Consider the following 19830-nt stretch of genomic DNA (forward strand, 5'->3'; position numbering starts at 1 on the left):
TCCTCTAATCATTCGGATCATTCGATGACAGTGTCAGCTCCAGCGATGTCTGTTCATCGATCGGTGTACCCGGTTTGACGGATTGCTCCTGGATGAAGCCTTCGCCTTCAACTGACACATCGATTCCCATGAATTCACCAAACATCAGTGCCTCCCGCATCGACAGCCCCTGAAGGTCAGGCATCAGCTGTTCGCCATCCGTTTTTACAAAGAATGTATCATATGGCAACAGTGTATCATTTTTCGGATAATGGTCCACAATCTCTTCACCGTCCCCGGTGATGATCGTCTGGATCGTATCCTCGGCCGCAGGCTCAGCTTCCGACAGCGGCTGGCCGGTATAATCACCGACTTCAACAGCTTCTCCGCCTGCACCATCATCCGCACCTTCCACTTCAAGGTATTTCAGAGTGCGTTCCATCAATGGATTGAAGCCGTGCATGACACCGTAATCCCATGTATCGGATTTATTCTTACTTGCAAGTTTGATGCCGTAGTAGACAATCACTTCAGGATCATCCTCCGGCGCGTATCCGAGGAATGACGTCAGGAATTCGTAATCGCCGTCCATGTAGCCGCCGCCCTCTGGATCGATGATCTGTGCCGTTCCTGATTTGCCGGCAACTTCATAATCATCCAGCAGGTATTGTGAGTTATGGTCTTCCGAACCGCCGACGAATGTATTGATCTCTTCCTGCGTCTTATCGGCCGCTTCTTTTGGAATGACCTGACGCACGACCGTCTCTTTGCCGTCATGGATCACTTCACCCGTGTCAGGATCGGTGATTTCATCAACGACGTACGGCTTCTTCATCTTTCCGCCGTTCAGTATCGCAGTCATTCCCTGGATCATCTGTATCGGTGTGACTGTGGAACTCTGACCGAATGCAGTGGTTTTCCTCTGAAGTTCATTGTCCCAGGCGAGGACGCCGGATGGTTCATTGGGGAATTCCGATCCCGTCGGTTCGCCGAATCCGAATTTCCTGTAGTATTCGAGCATCTTGTCTTCGCCCACTTTATCCTGCAGGAGCATCATCAGAGCATTGGATGAATACTGCATCCCCTGGTTGTAGGTGATATTGCCCCATCCCTCTTTCTGCCAGTCATAGATGGTATGCCCGTTCACATCATAGGAGCCGGATTCATACGTCGCATCCGGATCATATTCCCCTTCTGCAATGGCAGCTGCCAGGCCGAACACCTTGAATGTGGAACCGGGTTCGAAAGAGTATTGATAAAGCATGTTCAGCCAGCTGTTGCCGAACCCTTCACGCGTCCGCGGGTTGAATGAAGGCCGCTGTCCGCTCGCAAGAATCTCTCCCGATTCTGCATCGGCAACAACCGCGAAAAGCTCCTCCGGTTCAAAATGCTCCTCCATGGTATCCAGTGAATCTTCAAGATAGAGCTGGATATTCGAATCGATGGTCAGTTTCATATTCGCTCCGCCTTGCGGCGGCTTCACCGTATCGCTGTTCGGAACGATATATCCCCACAGGTCCTGTGTGTAGTCTATTGTGCCGTCCTGACCGCTCAAAACATCGTCATAGGCACGCTCGAGGCCCATCTGGCCTGAGAGTTCATCGCTCCCGCCGCTCTCTTCAGCGTAGCCGATGAGATGGGAGGCAAAGTCCCCGTTCGGATAGAAACGCTTCGTCTCAGGTACGAAGACGAGCCCGGCGGTCCCGGATTCCTCCAGCGTCTTTTTCTGATTATAGGAAAGGTCCCTGCCTTCCCTGCCGAATTCCACCTGGAACTGCTCCTTTTCAATCCCCTCTTTGATACGGGCTTCAATATCTTTCTGTTCCATATCTATCACGCCGGCAAGTGTTTCAGCCGCTTTTTCCGGATCCGTGACATGATTCGGGTAGTCGGAATCTGTTATGAGCGCCAGACGGTAGGATTCCATGTCGCTCGCAAGCACGTTCCCTTCCCTGTCGGTTATCTGTCCGCGTTCCGCCTCCATCTCGGCAGAACGCGAGAATTTGTCCTGGCCGTGTGCCACCAGATCTTCGTCATCCAGTGTTTTGACAATCATTAAATAGCTGAATTGCCAAAATATGCAAACAAAAAGCACTCCTATACCAAGATAAATTAGGAGCGCACCGACAGATAGTCTTTTTGTTTTATCGCCAAGCTTGAATCTAATCCTTGCCATACTTCTCAGCAACCTTTACATTTCCATTGTTCAGATCGAGTCCGAGTTCATTTGCCTTTTCATATATTCTGTCATAGGATGCAAGATCCGTCACTTCCGTCTTGAGCTCGCTGATCTCGCCTTCCTTGATCGCAATTTCATTTTCAAGCTGCGTCTTTTCAGTCTGCAGTTCGTAGGCTTCCATTTTTAAAGATAGCACAAAGATCGCTGCAGCCGCAATCAGAACAAACAGTGTCAAATATACCAGTGTCTCCGCCTTTTTCAGGCTTACGACACGCGTCCTGGTCCTCGTACCGGATTTCTCCCGGACTTTCGGTTCAACCTGGGACTCAGGCATAACATTACGTCTATAACTTTCTACCGCCATGATAACACTCCCTACCTCTGTTTCTCTGCTATTCGCAACTTCGCACTTCTTGCACGCGGATTATCCTCGACCGCCCCGGTGTCAGCTGTGACCGGTTTCCTGTTGACACGCTTTAAGACCGGCTGGTATTCCTCCGGCACCACCGGCATGTTTCTTGGCAAATCCGGACCCTTCTCATATTCCATGAACATCTGTTTGCATATTCTGTCTTCCAGCGAATGGAACGTTATGACAGAGACCCTTCCGCCTTTATCGAGGAGCTCTATCGCCTGTTCAAGCGAACGTTCAAACACACCGAGCTCGTCATTCACTGCAATGCGCAGTGCCTGGAAAACACGCTTGGCAGGATGTCCGCCCGTCCTTCTGAACTTATGCGGGATCTGCGATTTGATTATTTCAGTGAGTTCCGTGGTCGTTTCGATCGGCGCTTCAGCCCGCCTGCGTTCTATTTCCCTGGCAATCTTTTTGGAGAACTTCTCCTCTCCGTATCTGAAAAAGATGCTGACGAGCTGTTCATATGAATAGCTGTTCACTATTTCATGTGCATCGAGGTCACGGCTCTGGTCCATCCTCATATCCAGCCTTGCTTCCCTGGAATGGCTGAACCCCCGTTCTGTGAGATCGAACTGAGGACTCGATACCCCGAGATCGTATAAGATTCCATCAATTTTATGTACATTTATTCTGTCAAGTTCTTCCTGCAGGTTTTCAAAATTGGAATGGATCAGCGTCAGGTTTTCCCGTCCCCTGAATTTCCCCTCAGCATTCTTTATGGCCGTCGCGTCCTGGTCGAATGCAATCAGCCTGCCTGTTGTGAGCTTGCCGAGAAGATATTCGGAGTGGCCCCCGCCGCCCAGGGTGGCATCCACATAGATACCCTCCGGATGTACATCCAGTCCATCTACTGTTTCTTCCAATAGAACGGTTTCGTGCCTGAACATTCTTTCACACCCTATAGATCAAAGTCGATTAAATCTTCTGCAATATCTTCAAAATTCTCTTCGGATTCAGAGTAGAAAGCGTCCCACTCCGCAGCATCCCAGATTTCAATCCGTCCGGAAACACCGATGACCGTGCATTCCTTAGTCAATCCTGCATAATCCCGCAGGTTCTGGGGGATGTTAATCCTTCCCTGTTTGTCGAGCTCCACAGCAGTTGCCCCCGAAAAGAACAGCCTCATGAATTTTCTGGCGTCTTTTTTGGTCAGCGGCAATTCCTTCATTTTCTCTTCGATCTTTGCCCATTCATCCATAGTATATCCAAACAGGCATTTATCAAGACCGCGAGTGATGATGAACTGTTCTTTCAATTCGTCACGGAACCTGCTCGGCACGATCATTCTTCCTTTCGCATCGAGCTGGTGCCTGAATTCTCCCATGAACATGTCCATCACCTCCGCCTCTATAAATAATCTACCACATCTCTCCACTTCATACCACAATTTCTATGCTGTTCGCCCCATTTTATTCTCAGACAATAAAAAGACAGTTCTTCCAAGGCAGGAAGAACTGTCCGTAAAAGCTGTCATTACAATGTTTTTATGACTGTGAGCTGTGTTGTGTATGAAAGTGGAGGAAAAGTGGGGGTGTGCCCCTGGAACATCCATGGATGATACACACGCTCCTGGAGCGTACCGCCCGGCATCATTTTTTCCGCCACTTCGTCAAGGTCATTCAATTGCCGGCGCAGACTGCGTCTGACTGTGAGCTGATATCTCCTTTTGAGATAGTCCAGCTGTTTCTGGTGCGCCAACATGTTCGCTTCTATGAGCTGCCGGTGCTGCCCTCTCCCCTCTTTTTGCTTGAGGCCTGTGTAGTCCCGGACCAGCCTTTCCCCGATTCCCTCCACTTCATTGAGGAAGGGGATGTCGGTATGCGATTCGATGAGGGCTTCTTTGATTCTTTCAATATCATCGGGCATTCCGGCAGAAAGCGCCAGCCCATGCTCATCTTTAAGTTTTTCAACCCGCATGTCTTCGTGGATGATCTCCATGCGTTTTAAGACGATCGGCATCGGCACATCGAATGCTTCAAACACTTTATGGAGCTCCCCCCAGTATTTCACCTCTGCACCGCCGCCTGCAAAAATCAGGGTGTTGAAAAGCATCTCCTGCATGAGCGGCCGTGTCACAACATTGTTGCTGAATGTTTCCGGCGTTTCCCCGAGGCGCCCCATAAGTTCCCTCTCGTCCGCCGGCGCCTCATCCGAGATGAATCTGCCGTCTTCGTATGTCAGCAATGTACGTGTGTACTCAGAGCCGGTGAACAGATGGACATTCGTGTCCGTTTCTATCATCCTGTCTATGCCCGCCTCCCTGTCGAAGGCAGCCTGCCCTTCCCTGAAGGCGGCATCCATTTCCCTGCGGCTTTGGATCATCGCCTCGAACATGGGCACCTCCAGCCGGCGGACCTTCTTCGAGTGGGCATTGAATATGAGCAGCCCTTCATCTTTGAATGTATCATGGACGAGCGCATGGAAGAGTTCCGTCCAGTAGTCGTTCGACTCTATCATCCTCTCGACTTCGTCCTTTTTGCCTTTCAGGAAATCTGAATCACCGCATCCTTCTGTGATCCTGTACAGTACCCTTTTCATCTCGGCCTTGTCATACTTGTAGAACCCTAGGCTCATCGGCACCGTCAGATTCGGTTTGTAGGATATTTTGCGTTTCCTTCTATGGTCGCCGTCATATATATGGGTATGGTTCACCTCTTCAAAATCATGGTCCTCACCGGCTATCCAGAATACGGGTACTGCCTCGTAGCCATGGTCTTTCTTTATTTCCTCAACCAGCACCAGGAGGGTGATGATCTTGTGGATGATATATGCCGGACTCATAAAAAGGCCCGCCTGCTGGCCGCCGATGACCACACGCTGCCCTTTTTTCAATCTTTCTATATTATCCTCCTGTGACCTGCTCAGTCCATATGGCGACATTTCGCTCCAGATTATGCCGGCAAGTTCCTCTGTATGCTTATGTACAGGTCTCCCGAGCACCGAATCGATGCTCTCCTTATCATAGGAGAGGCCCTGGTAATATTTAAGCAGGGATTCATCCCTCTCGTTGAATCGCTGTGTAAAGCGATCCTGCTGGAAGTCCATACATTCAATCTCCATAACCAAACTCCTTCATCAAATATGCTAATCTAATTATAAATACTATATGCTTATAAAACAATTGAATGATTTCAGAGAACTATACTATAATGATGACAAAGGAGAGAATAATAATGGCAGAAGTAAAAAACTTGGCAATAAATTACAAGACTGTGGAAGATTTCAAGAAGTTCAGGGAGTACGGTGCGCAGGAACTCCAGATGACAAAAGAGCTCGAAGGGAACATGATTGACGCTGATATCAACTCGCCTTTCTACGGCATCTATGTCGGTGACAATCTTGCCGCCCGCATGTGCCTCTATACGAAAGAGGATAACAACCAGCCGATTTTCGACCCGCCCCATGAATACATGGTCATATGGAAGCTCGAAGTGCTTGAAAAGTACCACGGCAAAGGATTCGGCAGCGAAATGATCGACTACGCCAAAAGCTTTAAAATGCCGATCAAGGCAATCAGCCGTCAGAACGCGAGACCGTTCTTTGAGAAGCATGGCTTTGAAACACTCAAATATGATATTGAACGCGATATGGCGGACGACCCACTCGTATGGTACCCGAAAGGCTATGTACTGAACCAGTAGCCGCACATAATAAAAGAGAGCCGTTGATGTTGAACATCAACGGCTCTCTTTGCCGCTGCCGCCTAGTTGGCCGCGACATCTTCACCTTTATAGCTGCCGCACTCTTTGCATACGCGGTGGGAAAGCTTCATCTCTCCGCAGTTCGGGCATTCCACCATACCAGGCACTGAAAGCTTCTGGTGCGTACGGCGTTTTCTTTTACGTGTAATTGAGGTTCTTCTCTTAGGTACTGCCATGTCTTAATCCTCCTTATTCTCATTGTCACTTTCCAGCAGTGACTTAAGCTTTGATAATCTTGGATCCACTTTCTGTTCCTCCTCATCCGCCAGTTCGTCTTCTGTCATGACGGACCAGTTACTGCCGCCGGCAGGAACTTCGTCACTTTCTGTCACGACATTCGGAAGATTGACGACGATAAGTTCACGGACCACGGGTTCCAGATCCAAAGTGTGGGTCACCGGATGAACATTTTCATCCAATTCATCGGTCTCTTCCGCCTCTTCATCAAATTCCTCATAGGATTCAATGTGGAGCGGAACCTCGATATTTTCTGATGTTCGGCTATCGAGCATATGAACCACAGTATCGATTGTGAGAGCTACGCCGATCCGGTTTGCTCCGACATGCATTTCACCCTCGACAGATGTCCCGGAAAGTCCGAGCACATCTTTGCGGTCTGTTATTTCTTTGAACTGGACTTTTTCGTTCACAGCGATACTTTCATTACTGAACTTTTTCAGCTGTGTCAATGACCATCTCATATAGTTTCACCTCTTATGAGCACAAAAAACATTGTACAGTTAACAAGGTCTTCTGTCAAGTTATTTTCTTAACACAACACATTATGACCACTCCGCCATCTGTTACAATTATAATGCACAGGAAAGGAGTTTCATAGATGATTATCACATCTTTAATCACCGAATACAACCCGTTCCATAACGGACATATCCACCATATCGAAGCTTCGCGCAGACTGACGGGCGCCGATGTCGTCATCGCAATCATGTCGGGCAACTTTACACAGCGCGGGGAGGTCGCCATCACTGATAAATTCACCCGCGCAGAAGCGGCCGTCAAACATGTCGATCTGGTCGTCGAACTCCCGCTCTACAATGCCGTAAGCTATGCCGATGACTTCGCCCTGGGCGGCGTGCATGCGGCCGCACTGCTCGGCAGCACCAATATCGTATTCGGCAGCGAGTCCGGTGACATCGAAGATCTGAAGGATGTCTACACGAGACTTAAGGACACTGATATAAGGCGCACGATGACTGCGCTGATGAAAGAAGGCTACAGCTATCCGCGTGCCGTGGACGAAGCCATCGGTTCCGATCTGTTCAGTGGATCCAATAATATACTCGGCCTGTCATACATCGGGGCCATCGATGCACTAGGGACGGATATCGAACCGCTGACCATACCGCGGCTCGGCAACCGCTTTGATGATGAAAACCTTTCTGAATCCCGGTTTTCCAGTGCCACGAGCCTCAGGAAGGCACTGATGGAAAACCGGCTGACAGAAGCTGCGCGGTATATGCCAAAAACGCTTGCCGGGGAGATAGCAAATGGTACGCCTCTGTCCAATGCGGATATTTTTGGCAGTCTGAAAATCATCATCAGCCGTATGAGCCATGCGGAACTCCGCGGAATCTACATGATGACAGAAGGGCTCGAACACCGGATAAAGGACCGGATCAGACGCCACAATTCATATGATTCCTTCATCAATGATGTAAAGACGAAGCGGTATACGAGGACCCGCCTCAACCGGCTCATGATTTCCATCCTCCTCAACATTACGAAGGACAGAATGAAAGAGTACGTCCTGCCGGACGCCGTCCGGGTGCTTGCCATGAACCGGACGGGACAGGAGTATCTCAGACGGCTGCCGGAAGGAGTCGAAGTCATTACGAACGTAAACAGCAAAAACCGCAATTCCGTAATGCCGGAAATTGCGGCGACTGACATCTATAACGTTTTTGCCGGCTCAAACAGAGATGATTTCAACACACCGGTGATCATTGCTGGGCGAACTTCTCCTTGAGTGCCTCTTCTACAAGCGGCGGTACGACATCCTCTGTCTTGCCGCCGTATTTTGCCACTTCTTTGACAATGGATGAAGATATGAAGGAATAATTGTTATTTGTCATCATATAGATTGTTTCTATGCTGCTGTCGAGTTTCCTGTTCATGGATGTCAGCTGCATTTCATATTCAAAGTCACTGACCGCCCGCAGTCCCCGGACGATGGAACCCGCCCCAACCTCCTGGCAGAAATCTATGAGCAGTCCGTTGAACTCCCTGACTTCCACATTCGGCAGGTCACTGGTCACCTTCCTGATCAGTTCGACGCGTTCCTCCGGTGTGAAAAGTCCCTGCTTTGATGAATTTTTCAGCACTGAAACATACACTGTGTCGAATACTCTGCTCGTTCTTTCGATAATATCCAAATGTCCGTATGTAATGGGATCAAAGCTCCCCGGACATACTGCGATTCTTCCCATTTTTACCCTTCCTTTACAAGTACATTTACTTTGATCGTACCATAGACAGCCTCTTTGATACTCATGAATGATCCTGTTCTGTAACCCTCATCTTTATGGGTCTCCACAACAATCCTGCCGTCCGTATCCAGTATACCGAGCTCACTGATCATGGCAAGGGCATCTGCTGCCATCCCTTTGTGATACGGCGGATCGAGGAATATCAGGTCGAAGTGCCTGCCGCGCTTCGCCAGCGCCTTGAGCGCACGCCGGTAGTCGTTCCTGAATATTTCAACATGCTCTTCCACGGCTTTTGCATTTTTCCTCAGTATGCCGACAGCATCCCCGGCACCATCGATGAACACCGCAGAGTCCGCCCCTCTGCTGAGAGACTCAAGGCCCAGCGCGCCGCTTCCCGCGAACAGATCAAGGACATCGCCTTCCACCGGCCCCAGTATATTGAAGATGTTCTCCCTCACCTTGTCGGTTGTCGGGCGGGTATCATTCGAATTCAATGTTTCTATCTTCCTCGCTTTGTATTTTCCACTGATGATCCTCACTCTAAATCCTCTTTCTTTCCTCCCAGGGTTGGTTTAAAATGATGATGGGAGTTGATAAGCATGCAGAAATTCATCACACTTGGTGAAGGGTACGGCGACCTGTTCGAACTGGAAGCTTTGGTTGCCCACAATCAGACACGCATAGACAAAGCAATATTTTTACATACAGAGGAAAAACTTTCCACCTTCCTGCTCGTCATGCAGCCGGTCCGCGGTAATTTCCAGGCCATCTATGCCATCTACAACGGCATCCGGTACAATGCCGGAGGGGGCAGGAAATACATGATGATCCGCGAGTGGTGCGAAACCGCGGATATCCCGGTCGTCGAATTTTCCACACGGGATCCCGAAGATTTTTATGAACGCGGACAGTTCTATCAGTACATCACCGGCGTATTACGGCTGAACCATCTGATTCCGCCCCTCTGACGCTCAGATGACGCGGTAGTCCTTCGCCTCATAGTTTTCGGTACTGTACTCCCGTCTGATATTCGGGTATTCACTTACGATGACTTCCCTGACATATTTAAGCTGTTCCAGCGTTTTCATTGTTTGAGAAAGTTCGGATTCGTATATATATAATAGTAAGTACTTTTTATCTTTATTCACATATATGAGGTGGCCGTGCCGTTTCAATTGTCGTATAAACTTATTTTGTTTAAAATATATATAAATGCCAATGCGCGCTTCGAGCATCATACCCCACCTTATAAATTTATATAAAGATATGATACCATGTTAGTGAGCAGTTTTAAAATGAATCTATTACTGGAGGCAATGAATTATGAACAAGTGTTTCAAAGGATTTTTAACAGCCGTGGGTGTTGCCGGCGGTGTCATCGGAGGTCTTTGGGTCGGCACCAAGCTCATGAGTGAAACGAAGATCCGTGATATCAAGCCTTACTTCAGACACCGTTCCCCCTATGTTTTCGCACACCGCGGAGGAATGGGACTTGCACCTGAACACACTGTTGCAGCATTCGACAAAGCATCGGAATTCAATGTGGACGGCTTTGAAGTTGATGTCCGCATGACCAAGGATGAAGAAATTGTTGTCTTCCATGACGCATACGTCGACCGGACATCAAACGGCGCCGGCCGTGTCAGCAATATGACACTCGATGAACTGCGTGCCCTCGACTTCGGCTACCACTTCCGTGACGTCGAAGGCAATCATCCGTTCAGAGAATCAGAGGATGCGAAAATCGTCACACTCAAAGAACTCATCCGCAAATACCCGGATAAGCTCATCAACATCGATATCAAGGATGCTCCTGAGTCCTATGAAGGCAGTCTGATGCCAAGCCTTCTGTACAGATTGATAACAGAGCTTGATGTTATGGACCGTGTACTGGTGACAAGTTTCCACGATGAACAGATCGAGCGCTTCCGTCTCTATTCAGGCGACGATGTGGCACTCGGTGCCGGCGAGGACCAGGTCAGGAATGCGTATCTCGCATATTCTTCCTGCTTCAAACACCTGTATACGCCAAAAGCGGATACTTTCCAGATTCCGCCGAGATACAACAATATACCGCTTGACCGCGAAGGTTTCATAGACTACCTTCAGAGTCTGAACGTTGCGGTCGGCTACTGGGTAATCAATGAAATGGACGAAATGGATTCACTCATACAAAAAGGCGCCCATTCCATCGTGACCGATTTCCCTGATATCAGCCACCACCTTCTGAACGAAAGATATTGATACTGCCCCCCCTCCGCCGGAGGGGGCTTTTATTTTGCCGTAATAAAAAAGACAGCCCGATGGACTGTCTTCGTTCTATATCGCCGTCTGGCAGCCGCAGCTGCCGCCGGTCGAGCATCCGGATTCCCCTCCGACAGAGAAGAACGGATTACTGCTGACCACATTGACGTTCTGGCTCACGCCGATGCTCACATGATAGAGTATTTCATCAAGGAGGGCCTGCAGCTGATACTCCGCTTTCCGGTATTCCATGATGACCGGGTTCATATCCAGCTCTTTTTTGAACTGGTTGATCTCCCTTCTTTTCGTACTGAAGTCCGGATGGTATTTACCGAACCTCTGTACTTCCTCGAACTCCTCTTTCATTTTTGTAAAACGATGTATAAGGCCGGATGCCGCCGGATCAGTATCCAGCAGTTCCCTGTATTTGCAGTAGTGCCTGTATTCCATAGTCTCCATAACCTTGCTGTTCAAGGCATCGAGCTGATCCATGATTTCCAATTCCTTTTCAGTTATCATCTACATCACCTCTCCCACAATAGTATCATATTGTAAGCCTCCCCTTCTACACCGGTTTTTCCGAAATGCTTAAATTCCATTTGCAAGTCTTATGGATATGGATTAAAATTAAAGTAATGCAAAATGCTTAGGGAGGAAATTTCATGGTATTTGAAAACTCTGGTCTTGAGACGATGGTTATTTCTCAGGATATACTGCAAGACACAATGAACAAGAACGGTCTCGTACTCGGGGGTTCCTGGGACTACGAACGTATGACCTATGACTTCAAATATGAAGTGCCGGAGGGCATCTACTACTTACGCATGCCGGGCTATACCCTGGAAGGCGATGTGGGTGCTAATAATGCAATCCTCCAGCTTATGGACCCTTACATGGGTAAACATTACTATCCGACAGGCATCGAGTACGGTGCCGATGAACATTTCCCGGATCGCATCGTCGACCATGCAGTCGAGAAGGTCAGGGCTGTCGTCAGGGATCTGAAAGCGCTCGTCTAAAACGATGATACATCTGCAGGACACTACGGTGTCCTGTTTTTTTATTTGCCAATAAAAAAACGGACCCCGATGGATCCGTACCGAAATCAGTTTTGCAGGATCGCCCTGATCAGCGATGTGGTTTCACCGCCCGGATACAGTACATAGAGCAGCACATATACCATGACGCCTGTGATTGCTGTGCCGAACCAGATGACTGAAGCCCACGGTGCAAGTTTCCTGTGTTTCGAGAGCTTCTCCTTGGCGCCGAAATAGATCTGTGTTCCGCCCAGGAAAGCACCCGATGTTGCGAGCACGATATGGAAGATGAGGAACACCGTGTAGAACGGCACCAGATAATCCGGCCCGCCGAAGGCTGTGTTGCCGATGAATATCGTGCGTGATACATATATTATGAAGAATATGATGGCACTGACAGCGGCATATTTCATCATTTTCTGATGGCCGTCAATATCCTGGTGCTTTTTGATCCTGACAATGCCGGCTGCCATGAAAATGGCACTGAGTACGATGAAAAAAGTACTTATTGTTGGTAATAGATGCACGGTGTATTTCTCCTTACTGATTATCTGTATTGGTTGAACAGTTCTTTTTGGATCCGGGCATTTTCAACAGAACGTCTGGTCGTCTCCTCTTCATCCATGCGTTCTTCCTTGAACCACTTGAAGAAGATGAAGCCGAGCATGAAGCCGAAGAACACTTCCTGCAGCACTTTCATGATGATGCCGCCTGTCTGCTGATCCATGACAGGTGTCGTATCCGTAAAGTATTCCGGTCCTGAAATCAGACCCTGGCCGCGCAGGCCATCAAGTACACCGGAAGGCACGCAGAGCTCCATCGCGGACAGCCATGCATCCCCGTCCGTATACGTCTCGTAAAGAGGTGTTCCGGCGAAAATGATCAGTCCGCAGGCAGGTGTGAGCAGCGCTCCGATACCGAAGACATAGAGCATCTTGAACAGACCGCCCATGTGATTCTCCCTCGGTTCCACTTTGTTGAATACCGGATAGAACATGAGTATCGCAAGCAGGAACAATAGTGCATTGAATGCCGAGTGCAGCGCCCCGCTCTGCTTAAGGAAATCCAGCACCACAGGCAGGTGGTAGATGGAGAATACCCCATTGAACAGGATGAGTGTCACAAGCGGCTTTCTTGTAATCATGAATATCTGTTTCACGACAGGCAGATTCACAAACGCTTTCCATACATATTCAGGCACCGCATAGAACATCAGCGGTGCAATGAGAAGGAATACAACCGCCATCTGCAGCATATGGAAACTGAACAGTATGTGGCTCAGTATGTCGACTGGTGCCCCGTACATGCCGTACAGGAGGACCATGCTGGTGACGAAGACGGTGCCTTCCTTCACTCTGAGCGGCCTGCCGCCTTCAAAGTTCCGGTACCACTTTTTAGTGATCAGAAAATAGAATACTGTCAGAAGGACAGTGAACAAGAAGAAATAAGGGCTCCAGTTTGCCACGAAGCCGAATATGGATATAGACGATATATTTTCCAAACTGATCATCCTTTAAAAATTCGCTTATTTCAAGTATAGAATCAATCCCCCGCCGCATCAAGCGCCTGCGGGTGACAATATGATGACAAAAAAGGCCGGCACATTTGTGCCGGCCTCTTTGCTGTCCTACTCGATCGGAGCTCCGATCCATACGATATAGATGAATGTCGTTACGAATGCAATGGCGAAGAACATGCCTGTGAGCATCATAAGTTTGATGTATTCATGTCCCTTGTCTTTCATGTGCATGAAGTAGTAGAACTGCAGGATGACCTGCAGGAACGCCATGCCGATTACAATCGGGATGACAAACGATGCATCGAGATCCATCGCCACCAGACCGAATGCCACAAAAGTCAGGAAGATCATGAGGGCGAAGGAAACCATCTGCTGGCGCATTTCCTTCGTACGCTCACGCCTGATGTATTCAAGCTTCTTTTGCGAAATCGGTTCTTGTTTGATTTCTGCCATGTTACATCACTCCCAGCAAGTAAACTATTGTGAAGATGAAAATCCACACAACGTCAATGAAGTGCCAGTACAGTGCTGCAGTGTTTACTTTCGCTGCAGTGTAAACTGATAGTCCGCGTTTTGCATTGCGCAGTATCAGAAGTGTAATCCAGACCAGTCCGATACAGACGTGGAAAGCGTGTGTACCGATCAGGAAGTAGAATGCACTGCCGAATGCACTAGATCGGAAAGTATGTCCGAGATGAGTGTATTCGATGAACTCGTAAATCTCAAGTGCAAGGAACCCGAGTCCCAGCAGTACAGTGATTCCAAGCCACAGCTGCATTTTTGAGAAATTGTTGTTTCTCATATGATAGACAGCGTACACGCTTGTCAGCGAAGAAGTCAAAAGGAACATCGTCATGACAAATGCCAGTTCCAGTTGGAAAAGGTCCGCCGCAAGCAGATGATCATCACTTGGTACAGAGTCTTTCAGCGCAAGATATGTTGCAAAGAGAGATGCGAATAGAGCAGTCTCACCAGCAAGGAAAGTCCAGAAACCGATAAATTTGTTTTTACCTTCGAGCGTTGCCGTTTCCGGGTGTGCCGGCCATCTTTCCGACGGCACATTATATTCCATGTTAGCCATTATTTCGCACCCCTTTCTTGTTCTTCAAGGTCTTTCAGCACTTCTTCTTTAGTTACGTAATACCCAAGGTCATCCTTCCAGGAACGGACACCCATTGAAATGAATACAATTGCCAGTCCAAGAATGAGCACCCACAGGGCCCAAGGATGCTGCGGAAGATCCGATACAGCGTCGATCGCCCACTCTTTGCCTGATGCAAAGTGCAGTGCGCCGAAGGCGGCGACGAAAAGCCCGAGGGATATCACGAATGGAATGATTGAATTGTTCGGCATATGGAAATCATCAAGAGATTCTGCCGGCATCATCTTACCGTCATTTTCTTTCTTCTCGATCCAGTAAGCATCCAGTCCACGGATCAGCGGCGTCTGGGCAAAGTTGTAGTGCGGAACCGGAAGCGGAAGGGACCATTCAAGTGTACGTCCGTCGCCCCAAGGATCGCGGCCCACTTTTTGGTTTTTAGCTACAGTAATGATGATGTTAATCAAGAGTATTATCACAGCCACTGCCATCATCAGGGCACCCACGGTGGATATCATGTTCGAGGTGTTATACCCCTGACCGTCCAGATAAGTGAATACACGGCGCGGCATTCCCCACAGTCCAAGGAAGTGCTGGATCAGGAATGTCATATGGAAGCCTGCAACGAATAATACGAATGAAATCTTGCCGAGTTTTTCGCTGAGCATTGTACCAAACATCAGCGGCCAATAGTAGTGCAGACCAGCAAGGAGTCCGAAAACCACACCGCCCACGATGACGTAATGGAAGTGTGCAACGATGAAATAGGAATCATGATACTGGTAGTCAGCCGGTGCTGCTGCCTGCATGATACCTGTAACACCGCCCATGACGAATGATGGGATGAACGCAAGTGCATACAGCATCGGTGTTGTAAACTCAATCGACCCGCCCCAGATTGTAAATATCCAGTTGAAGATCTTAATACCCGTAGGTACGGCGATTGCCATAGTGGCTACCGAAAAGATTGCGTTTGCTGTCGGTCCAAGACCAACTGTGAACATGTGGTGTGCCCATACCATGAATCCGAAGAAACCGATCAATACAGTCGCGAATACCATTGCTGAGTAGCCGAACAGTCTCTTACGTGCGAACGTTGCGAATATTTCAGAGAAAATACCGAACGCCGGCAGGATCAGGATATAAACTTCCGGGTGACCAAAGATCCAGAACAGATGCTCCCAGATAATTGTGTTACCCCCGGTTTCTACAAGGAAGAAACTGGAACCGAACATACGGTCAAAAGTCAGCAGGAATAGACCAATTGTAAGCGGCGGGAATGCGAATACGATAAGCACTGAAGCGACAAGTGTTGTCCAAGTCATCAGCGGCATTCTCATATAAGTCATACCCGGTGCTCTCATCGAAATAATTGTAGTGACAAAGTTGATACCTGAAATCAAAGTACCCGCACCGGCAATTTGCAGACCGAGTGCATAGAAGTCGATACCATGCCCAGGTGACTTGATCGAAAGTGACGCGTAGCTTGTCCAGCCTGCATCCGGTGCGCCGCCCATGAACCATGAAAGGTTCAGGAAGATACCACCGAAGATGAACAGCCATACACCCAGTGAATTTAGGAACGGGAAGGCTACGTCACGTGCTCCAATTTGTAAAGGTACTGTCGCGTTCATAAACGCAAACAGCAACGGCATGGCGGCAAGGAAAATCATTGTAGTACCATGCATCGTGATTACTTCGTTGAACAATCCTGCAGACAGGAAATCATTGTTCGGAACGGCGAGCTGAATACGGATCAGCATTGCTTCTATACCGCCTAGAGCGAAGAAGAAGCCTCCTGCAATCAAGTAAAGGATTGCAATCTTTTTGTGGTCGACCGTTGTCATGTAATCCCAGATTACAGGGCCGACCCCTCTCTTTTTAGTTGCGGATGCCATTATCAGTTACCCCCCTCTTCTGAAGAGTCTTCCTCTGAAGATTCTTCATCGTCTTCTTCAAGTGCGCTTACATCTCCGGAACCTTCTTCAACGTTCAGCCCCATCAGATATTCAGCCACTTTATCGATTTCCTCTTCAGACAGATCATAAGCGCCTGTCATTTTATTTCCCGGTTTCAGGCTTTCAGGATCGGAAATCCAGTCTACCAGGTTCTCTTTATTATGCTCAAGGTAACCTGCAATCAGGTCACGGTCTCCAAAGTTTGCAAGGTTTGGTCCTTGTGCACCGGCACCCTGAGGTGTTACAGCGTGACATCCAATACATGAGTTGTTGAAGATTCCCTGGCCTTCTGCCGCATCATCGGCTGAAGCCTGTGCAGGTTCTTCTACAGCTTTCATGTCAGCAAGCCACTGATCATATTCTTCCTGAGGAAGCGCCTTGACCTTGAAATCCATCAATGCGTGTGAAGGTCCGCACAGTTCCGCACACTTACCATTGAAGAGGCGCTCAGAATCTTGTGCTTTTTCATCATCAAATACTAAGTAAAAACTGTTGATCCCGTCTATGTTCGTATCCATCTTACCTCCGGCTGCAGGTACCCAGAATGAGTGTTTTACATCTGCACCATGAAGGTTGAAGTATACTTTCGTATCAGTAGGTACGACAAGTTCCTGGGAAGTGACCACTTCCTGGTTGGGATACTCGAATTCCCACCAGTACTGATGCGCTGTTACATTGACAATGACTTCTTCACTGTTAAGTTCGCCATCTTCAGTTTCCATGGCTTGCGTATCTGCCTGCTTGAACGTGAAGTAGATTGTAGGGATGGCAAGAATGATGAGCAGCAGGATAGGAATGCTTGTCCAGATCACTTCAAGTGTATGGTTACCTGCAACATCTTTCGGTTCGAAATCCTCGCCCACTTTACTTCTGCGACTCTTAGTCAGAGCAAATGTAAAGAGTACAACAACTACCAGAATTACCAATATCATGATGATGATGGAAAGCAGCATCAGATTAAATTGTTCCTGTCCAACCTCACCAGCAGGCCTTAATGTACTAAGATGATTCTTACCACAGCCCGACAGAAATACCATAAGGACAGATATGAGACCTATCCATTTGGCATTCATCCAACGATTTTTCATGTAAATAGCCCCTCTTTCATACTAAGCTTTAGAAATTAAATAATAGGCCGGCAATGATGATCATTACAAAGAAAATAATAATGTAGTTCAATGAGAAGACAAATACCCGACCGGCATAGCGGTTATAGTCTTCAATGCGGCGGAACCTGTTGAGAGCAACCAGGAGCCAGGCGGCATTCAGCAGCGTGGCCAGCCCGGCAAACCATAACCCGAGTTCCATCATGAGCAGCGGTGTGAACAAAAGAAGTGCCACCCAGGATATGATGGACACCCGTGTACGGTGATTTCCTTTTACGGAAGGAAGCATTGGTACGCCAGCCTCGCTGTATTCATCGCTCCGTCTGATGGCCAGTGCATAAAAATGCGGCGGCTGCCATATGAACATTACGATGAACATCGCCCAGGCAAGCAGGTGCAGGCCCGGGTCGATCACGGCCCAGCCGATCAAAGGCGGCATCGCTCCGGGAATTGCACCGATTACTGTATTGGACAGCAGATGCCTTTTGGCATAGATCGAGTAGACGACTGCATATCCAAAAGCGGCGATCAGCCCAAGCGTTCCAGCTGTCGGGTTAATCATGAACAGGATGATCTCACCCGCAATCAGCATCGAAAAGCCGATTGCCAGTATCTGTCCGACACTGAAAGTGCCGTCGACACTCGGCCTGTCCAGCTTCGATCCCATTACAGAATCGATATCACGGTCATAGAAATTATTGAGTGCGGCAACGCCGCCGATGACCAGTGCGGTTGCGAGAACCATAAGCAGGAGGACGGGAATGTTTGCGAAAAAAGACTGTCCGTAATACATCACCGCCAGGAAACCGGCAGCAAAAGCGGGCATCAGGTTCGCTTTAATGATCCCTTCCTTGACCAGGGTCTTTACAGCTTTGAAAGTTATTCCCTTGTCGACATGATGCACATCATTTCCATATACATCACTTTGCATCCATACGCCTCCTTTCACCAATAAACACATTTATATTTAATAATAAATTAAAAAGGTCACATTTACTATACATTTCTGAAATAAATTCGTTACATTTTATATTGTTCAAAAATTGTTCATGAATGTGCCACATGGAAAACGCCAATCTGATTTATACTTGTTAGAGAGCTTCTGTACATATCGATTTTACCATATATTCCAGAATTGTTAAGGGCATTTCAGAATATTAACATTTGCTCTGACGGGTTCTTTCATATATATTGTAATTCTGATACCACAAAAAGCATTTGAATTATTGAGGTGTTACCATTGTATAAAAACTTGAAAATTGTGGCTGCGGTAACAACGCTCATGATGGTCTTCGTCCAAATCGGGGGTGCCCTTGTCACCAAGACGGGGTCAGCCGACGGATGCGGGCAATCCTGGCCCCTGTGCCATGGAAAACTCGTGCCGACCGACTGGCCGATTGAAACCATCATCGAACTTGCCCACAGAGGTGTATCAGGCATCGCAATCATCCTGGTCGGCGTACTGAGCTACATGGTGCTGAAAATGATCCCGCATAAGAGGGAGACAAAATTTCTCGTCGCACTCAGCATCGGCTTCATCCTCGCACAGGCTCTGATTGGTGCTGCAGCAGTAATGTGGGGACAGAATGATTTCATTCTCGCGGCACATTTCGGAATATCACTCATCAGCTTCGCGGCAGTTCTGCTGCTTACGCTGCTTATCTTTGAAGTTGATACCAAATTTGAAGCAGAAATCATGGCTTTCGGACCGTTCCTCAGGTACAACACGATCTTCCTGACGATATATATATATCTGGTGGTCTACAGCGGAGCCCTCGTCAGACATACCGAGTCTTCACTCGCCTGTCTGAGCTGGCCGCACTGTCAGCCCGGGCAGTTCTGGGCGATGGACTTCTACCAGTGGGTGCAGATGGGCCACCGTGCCCTTGCAGGTATAGTAGTCATCTGGATTTTCATCATAATGCTCCATGCGATAAGACATTACAGCAGATACAGGGTAATCAGGAACGGCTGGATCCTGGCCTTCATCCTCGTGTTTCTGCAAGCAACAACGGGTATGCTCAGTGTATTCACACTGGTGAACATATTCATCGCTCTGCTGCATGCATTGTTCATCACCCTTCTTTTCGGACTGCTGTGCTACTTCATCATGCTGCTTTCAAGAACAAAATAGATGTAAAAA

At 48.3% G+C, this 19830-nt stretch carries 24 protein-coding genes; 6 read left to right on the forward strand and 18 right to left on the reverse strand.

Going from position 1 to position 19830, the window contains the following annotated elements; translation table 11 throughout:
• Positions 1 to 4 precede the first annotated feature (4 nt).
• The 5 genes from WN59_RS08800 to bshC all read right to left on the reverse strand — a co-directional run bounded on the left by WN59_RS08800 (position 5) and on the right by bshC (position 5636).
• Positions 5 to 2035, reverse strand: a complete 2031-nt coding sequence (locus WN59_RS08800; protein ID WP_052747364.1) for a penicillin-binding transpeptidase domain-containing protein — start codon at positions 2033 to 2035, stop codon at positions 5 to 7.
• Positions 2036 to 2141: 106 nt separating this feature from the next.
• Positions 2142 to 2522 carry a cell division protein FtsL gene (gene ftsL, locus WN59_RS08805; protein ID WP_046515939.1) on the reverse strand — a complete coding sequence of 127 codons (381 nt, stop codon included), beginning with the start codon at positions 2520 to 2522 and terminating at the stop codon, positions 2142 to 2144.
• A gap of 11 nt (positions 2523 to 2533) precedes the next feature.
• Positions 2534 to 3463: a 16S rRNA (cytosine(1402)-N(4))-methyltransferase RsmH gene (gene rsmH / locus WN59_RS08810; RefSeq protein ID WP_046515941.1), complete on the reverse strand. Its 930-nt coding sequence runs from the start codon at positions 3461 to 3463 to the stop codon at positions 2534 to 2536.
• A gap of 11 nt (positions 3464 to 3474) precedes the next feature.
• Complete coding sequence (mraZ, locus tag WN59_RS08815; RefSeq protein ID WP_046515944.1) at positions 3475 to 3906, reverse strand: division/cell wall cluster transcriptional repressor MraZ; 432 nt, start codon at positions 3904 to 3906, stop codon at positions 3475 to 3477.
• A gap of 143 nt (positions 3907 to 4049) precedes the next feature.
• Complete coding sequence (gene bshC / locus WN59_RS08820; protein WP_046515947.1) at positions 4050 to 5636, reverse strand: bacillithiol biosynthesis cysteine-adding enzyme BshC; 1587 nt, start codon at positions 5634 to 5636, stop codon at positions 4050 to 4052.
• A 113-nt stretch (positions 5637 to 5749) separates the two neighbouring features.
• Here bshC and WN59_RS08825 point away from each other — a divergent pair, with 113 nt between their 5' ends.
• The gene (locus tag WN59_RS08825; protein WP_046515949.1) at positions 5750 to 6217 is read left to right on the forward strand and encodes an N-acetyltransferase; all 468 of its coding nucleotides are present in this window, start codon (positions 5750 to 5752) and stop codon (positions 6215 to 6217) included.
• A 62-nt stretch (positions 6218 to 6279) separates the two neighbouring features.
• On the opposite strand, the gene rpmF is transcribed toward WN59_RS08825, so the two are convergent.
• Together rpmF and WN59_RS08835 are read right to left on the reverse strand one after the other, a co-directional pair.
• Positions 6280 to 6453 carry a 50S ribosomal protein L32 gene (gene rpmF, locus WN59_RS08830; RefSeq protein WP_017548446.1) on the reverse strand — a complete coding sequence of 58 codons (174 nt, stop codon included), beginning with the start codon at positions 6451 to 6453 and terminating at the stop codon, positions 6280 to 6282.
• A gap of 3 nt (positions 6454 to 6456) precedes the next feature.
• On the reverse strand, positions 6457 to 6978 hold the full coding sequence (locus WN59_RS08835; RefSeq protein ID WP_046515953.1) for a YceD family protein: 522 nt from the start codon (positions 6976 to 6978) through the stop codon (positions 6457 to 6459).
• A 137-nt stretch (positions 6979 to 7115) separates the two neighbouring features.
• On the opposite strand from WN59_RS08835, the gene WN59_RS08840 reads away from it, so the two are divergent.
• Positions 7116 to 8264, forward strand: coding sequence for a nucleotidyltransferase (locus tag WN59_RS08840; RefSeq protein ID WP_046515955.1), 1149 nt, complete (start codon positions 7116 to 7118; stop codon positions 8262 to 8264).
• On the opposite strand, the gene coaD is transcribed toward WN59_RS08840, so the two are convergent.
• Positions 8239 to 8724, reverse strand: coding sequence for a pantetheine-phosphate adenylyltransferase (gene coaD, locus WN59_RS08845; RefSeq protein ID WP_046515958.1), 486 nt, complete (start codon positions 8722 to 8724; stop codon positions 8239 to 8241). The two genes, WN59_RS08840 and coaD, sit on opposite strands and share 26 nt — an antisense overlap.
• Positions 8725 to 8726: 2 nt before the next feature.
• On the reverse strand, positions 8727 to 9263 hold the full coding sequence (rsmD, locus tag WN59_RS08850; RefSeq protein WP_046515962.1) for a 16S rRNA (guanine(966)-N(2))-methyltransferase RsmD: 537 nt from the start codon (positions 9261 to 9263) through the stop codon (positions 8727 to 8729).
• Between the two features lie 60 nt (positions 9264 to 9323).
• On the opposite strand from rsmD, the gene WN59_RS08855 reads away from it, so the two are divergent.
• Entirely contained in the window at positions 9324 to 9692 is a 369-nt protein-coding gene (locus tag WN59_RS08855) for a DUF7147 family protein (protein ID WP_046515965.1), read from the forward strand.
• 3 nt (positions 9693 to 9695) lie between these two features.
• Here the strand turns inward: WN59_RS08855 and WN59_RS08860 are convergent, their stop codons facing one another.
• Entirely contained in the window at positions 9696 to 9962 is a 267-nt protein-coding gene (locus tag WN59_RS08860; RefSeq protein WP_331386412.1) for a DUF2129 domain-containing protein, read from the reverse strand.
• 85 nt (positions 9963 to 10047) lie between these two features.
• Here WN59_RS08860 and WN59_RS08865 point away from each other — a divergent pair, with 85 nt between their 5' ends.
• A complete protein-coding gene (locus tag WN59_RS08865) occupies positions 10048 to 10968 on the forward strand; it encodes a glycerophosphodiester phosphodiesterase (RefSeq protein WP_046515971.1) in 921 nt (306 codons plus the stop codon).
• Between the two features lie 75 nt (positions 10969 to 11043).
• On the opposite strand, the gene WN59_RS08870 is transcribed toward WN59_RS08865, so the two are convergent.
• Positions 11044 to 11487: a YlbF family regulator gene (locus tag WN59_RS08870; protein ID WP_046515973.1), complete on the reverse strand. Its 444-nt coding sequence runs from the start codon at positions 11485 to 11487 to the stop codon at positions 11044 to 11046.
• 143 nt (positions 11488 to 11630) lie between these two features.
• Here WN59_RS08870 and WN59_RS08875 point away from each other — a divergent pair, with 143 nt between their 5' ends.
• On the forward strand, positions 11631 to 11987 hold the full coding sequence (locus WN59_RS08875; RefSeq protein WP_046515975.1) for a YugN family protein: 357 nt from the start codon (positions 11631 to 11633) through the stop codon (positions 11985 to 11987).
• A gap of 86 nt (positions 11988 to 12073) precedes the next feature.
• On the opposite strand, the gene WN59_RS08880 is transcribed toward WN59_RS08875, so the two are convergent.
• The 7 genes from WN59_RS08880 to cyoE all read right to left on the reverse strand — a co-directional run bounded on the left by WN59_RS08880 (position 12074) and on the right by cyoE (position 18618).
• Positions 12074 to 12532, reverse strand: a complete 459-nt coding sequence (locus WN59_RS08880; RefSeq protein ID WP_082099233.1) for a DUF420 domain-containing protein — start codon at positions 12530 to 12532, stop codon at positions 12074 to 12076.
• 20 nt (positions 12533 to 12552) lie between these two features.
• Positions 12553 to 13506, reverse strand: a complete 954-nt coding sequence (gene ctaG / locus WN59_RS08885) for a cytochrome c oxidase assembly factor CtaG (RefSeq protein ID WP_052747366.1) — start codon at positions 13504 to 13506, stop codon at positions 12553 to 12555.
• 126 nt (positions 13507 to 13632) lie between these two features.
• Complete coding sequence (locus WN59_RS08890; protein ID WP_046515982.1) at positions 13633 to 13977, reverse strand: cytochrome C oxidase subunit IV family protein; 345 nt, start codon at positions 13975 to 13977, stop codon at positions 13633 to 13635.
• Between the two features lies 1 nt (position 13978).
• A complete protein-coding gene (locus WN59_RS08895) occupies positions 13979 to 14605 on the reverse strand; it encodes a cytochrome c oxidase subunit 3 (RefSeq protein WP_156172419.1) in 627 nt (208 codons plus the stop codon).
• Positions 14605 to 16521: a cytochrome c oxidase subunit I gene (locus WN59_RS08900; protein WP_046515990.1), complete on the reverse strand. Its 1917-nt coding sequence runs from the start codon at positions 16519 to 16521 to the stop codon at positions 14605 to 14607. The genes WN59_RS08895 and WN59_RS08900 overlap by 1 nt, the downstream gene beginning before the upstream one ends.
• Positions 16522 to 16523: 2 nt before the next feature.
• Positions 16524 to 17669: a cytochrome c oxidase subunit II gene (gene coxB, locus WN59_RS08905; RefSeq protein WP_046515994.1), complete on the reverse strand. Its 1146-nt coding sequence runs from the start codon at positions 17667 to 17669 to the stop codon at positions 16524 to 16526.
• A 28-nt stretch (positions 17670 to 17697) separates the two neighbouring features.
• Entirely contained in the window at positions 17698 to 18618 is a 921-nt protein-coding gene (cyoE, locus tag WN59_RS08910) for a heme o synthase (RefSeq protein ID WP_046515996.1), read from the reverse strand.
• A gap of 309 nt (positions 18619 to 18927) precedes the next feature.
• Here cyoE and WN59_RS08915 point away from each other — a divergent pair, with 309 nt between their 5' ends.
• Positions 18928 to 19821 carry a COX15/CtaA family protein gene (locus WN59_RS08915; protein WP_046516000.1) on the forward strand — a complete coding sequence of 298 codons (894 nt, stop codon included), beginning with the start codon at positions 18928 to 18930 and terminating at the stop codon, positions 19819 to 19821.
• The last annotated feature ends 9 nt before the right edge of the window (positions 19822 to 19830 follow it).

This window comes from Salinicoccus sediminis (genome assembly GCF_000986795.1).
Lineage (GTDB): Bacteria > Bacillota > Bacilli > Staphylococcales > Salinicoccaceae > Salinicoccus > Salinicoccus sediminis.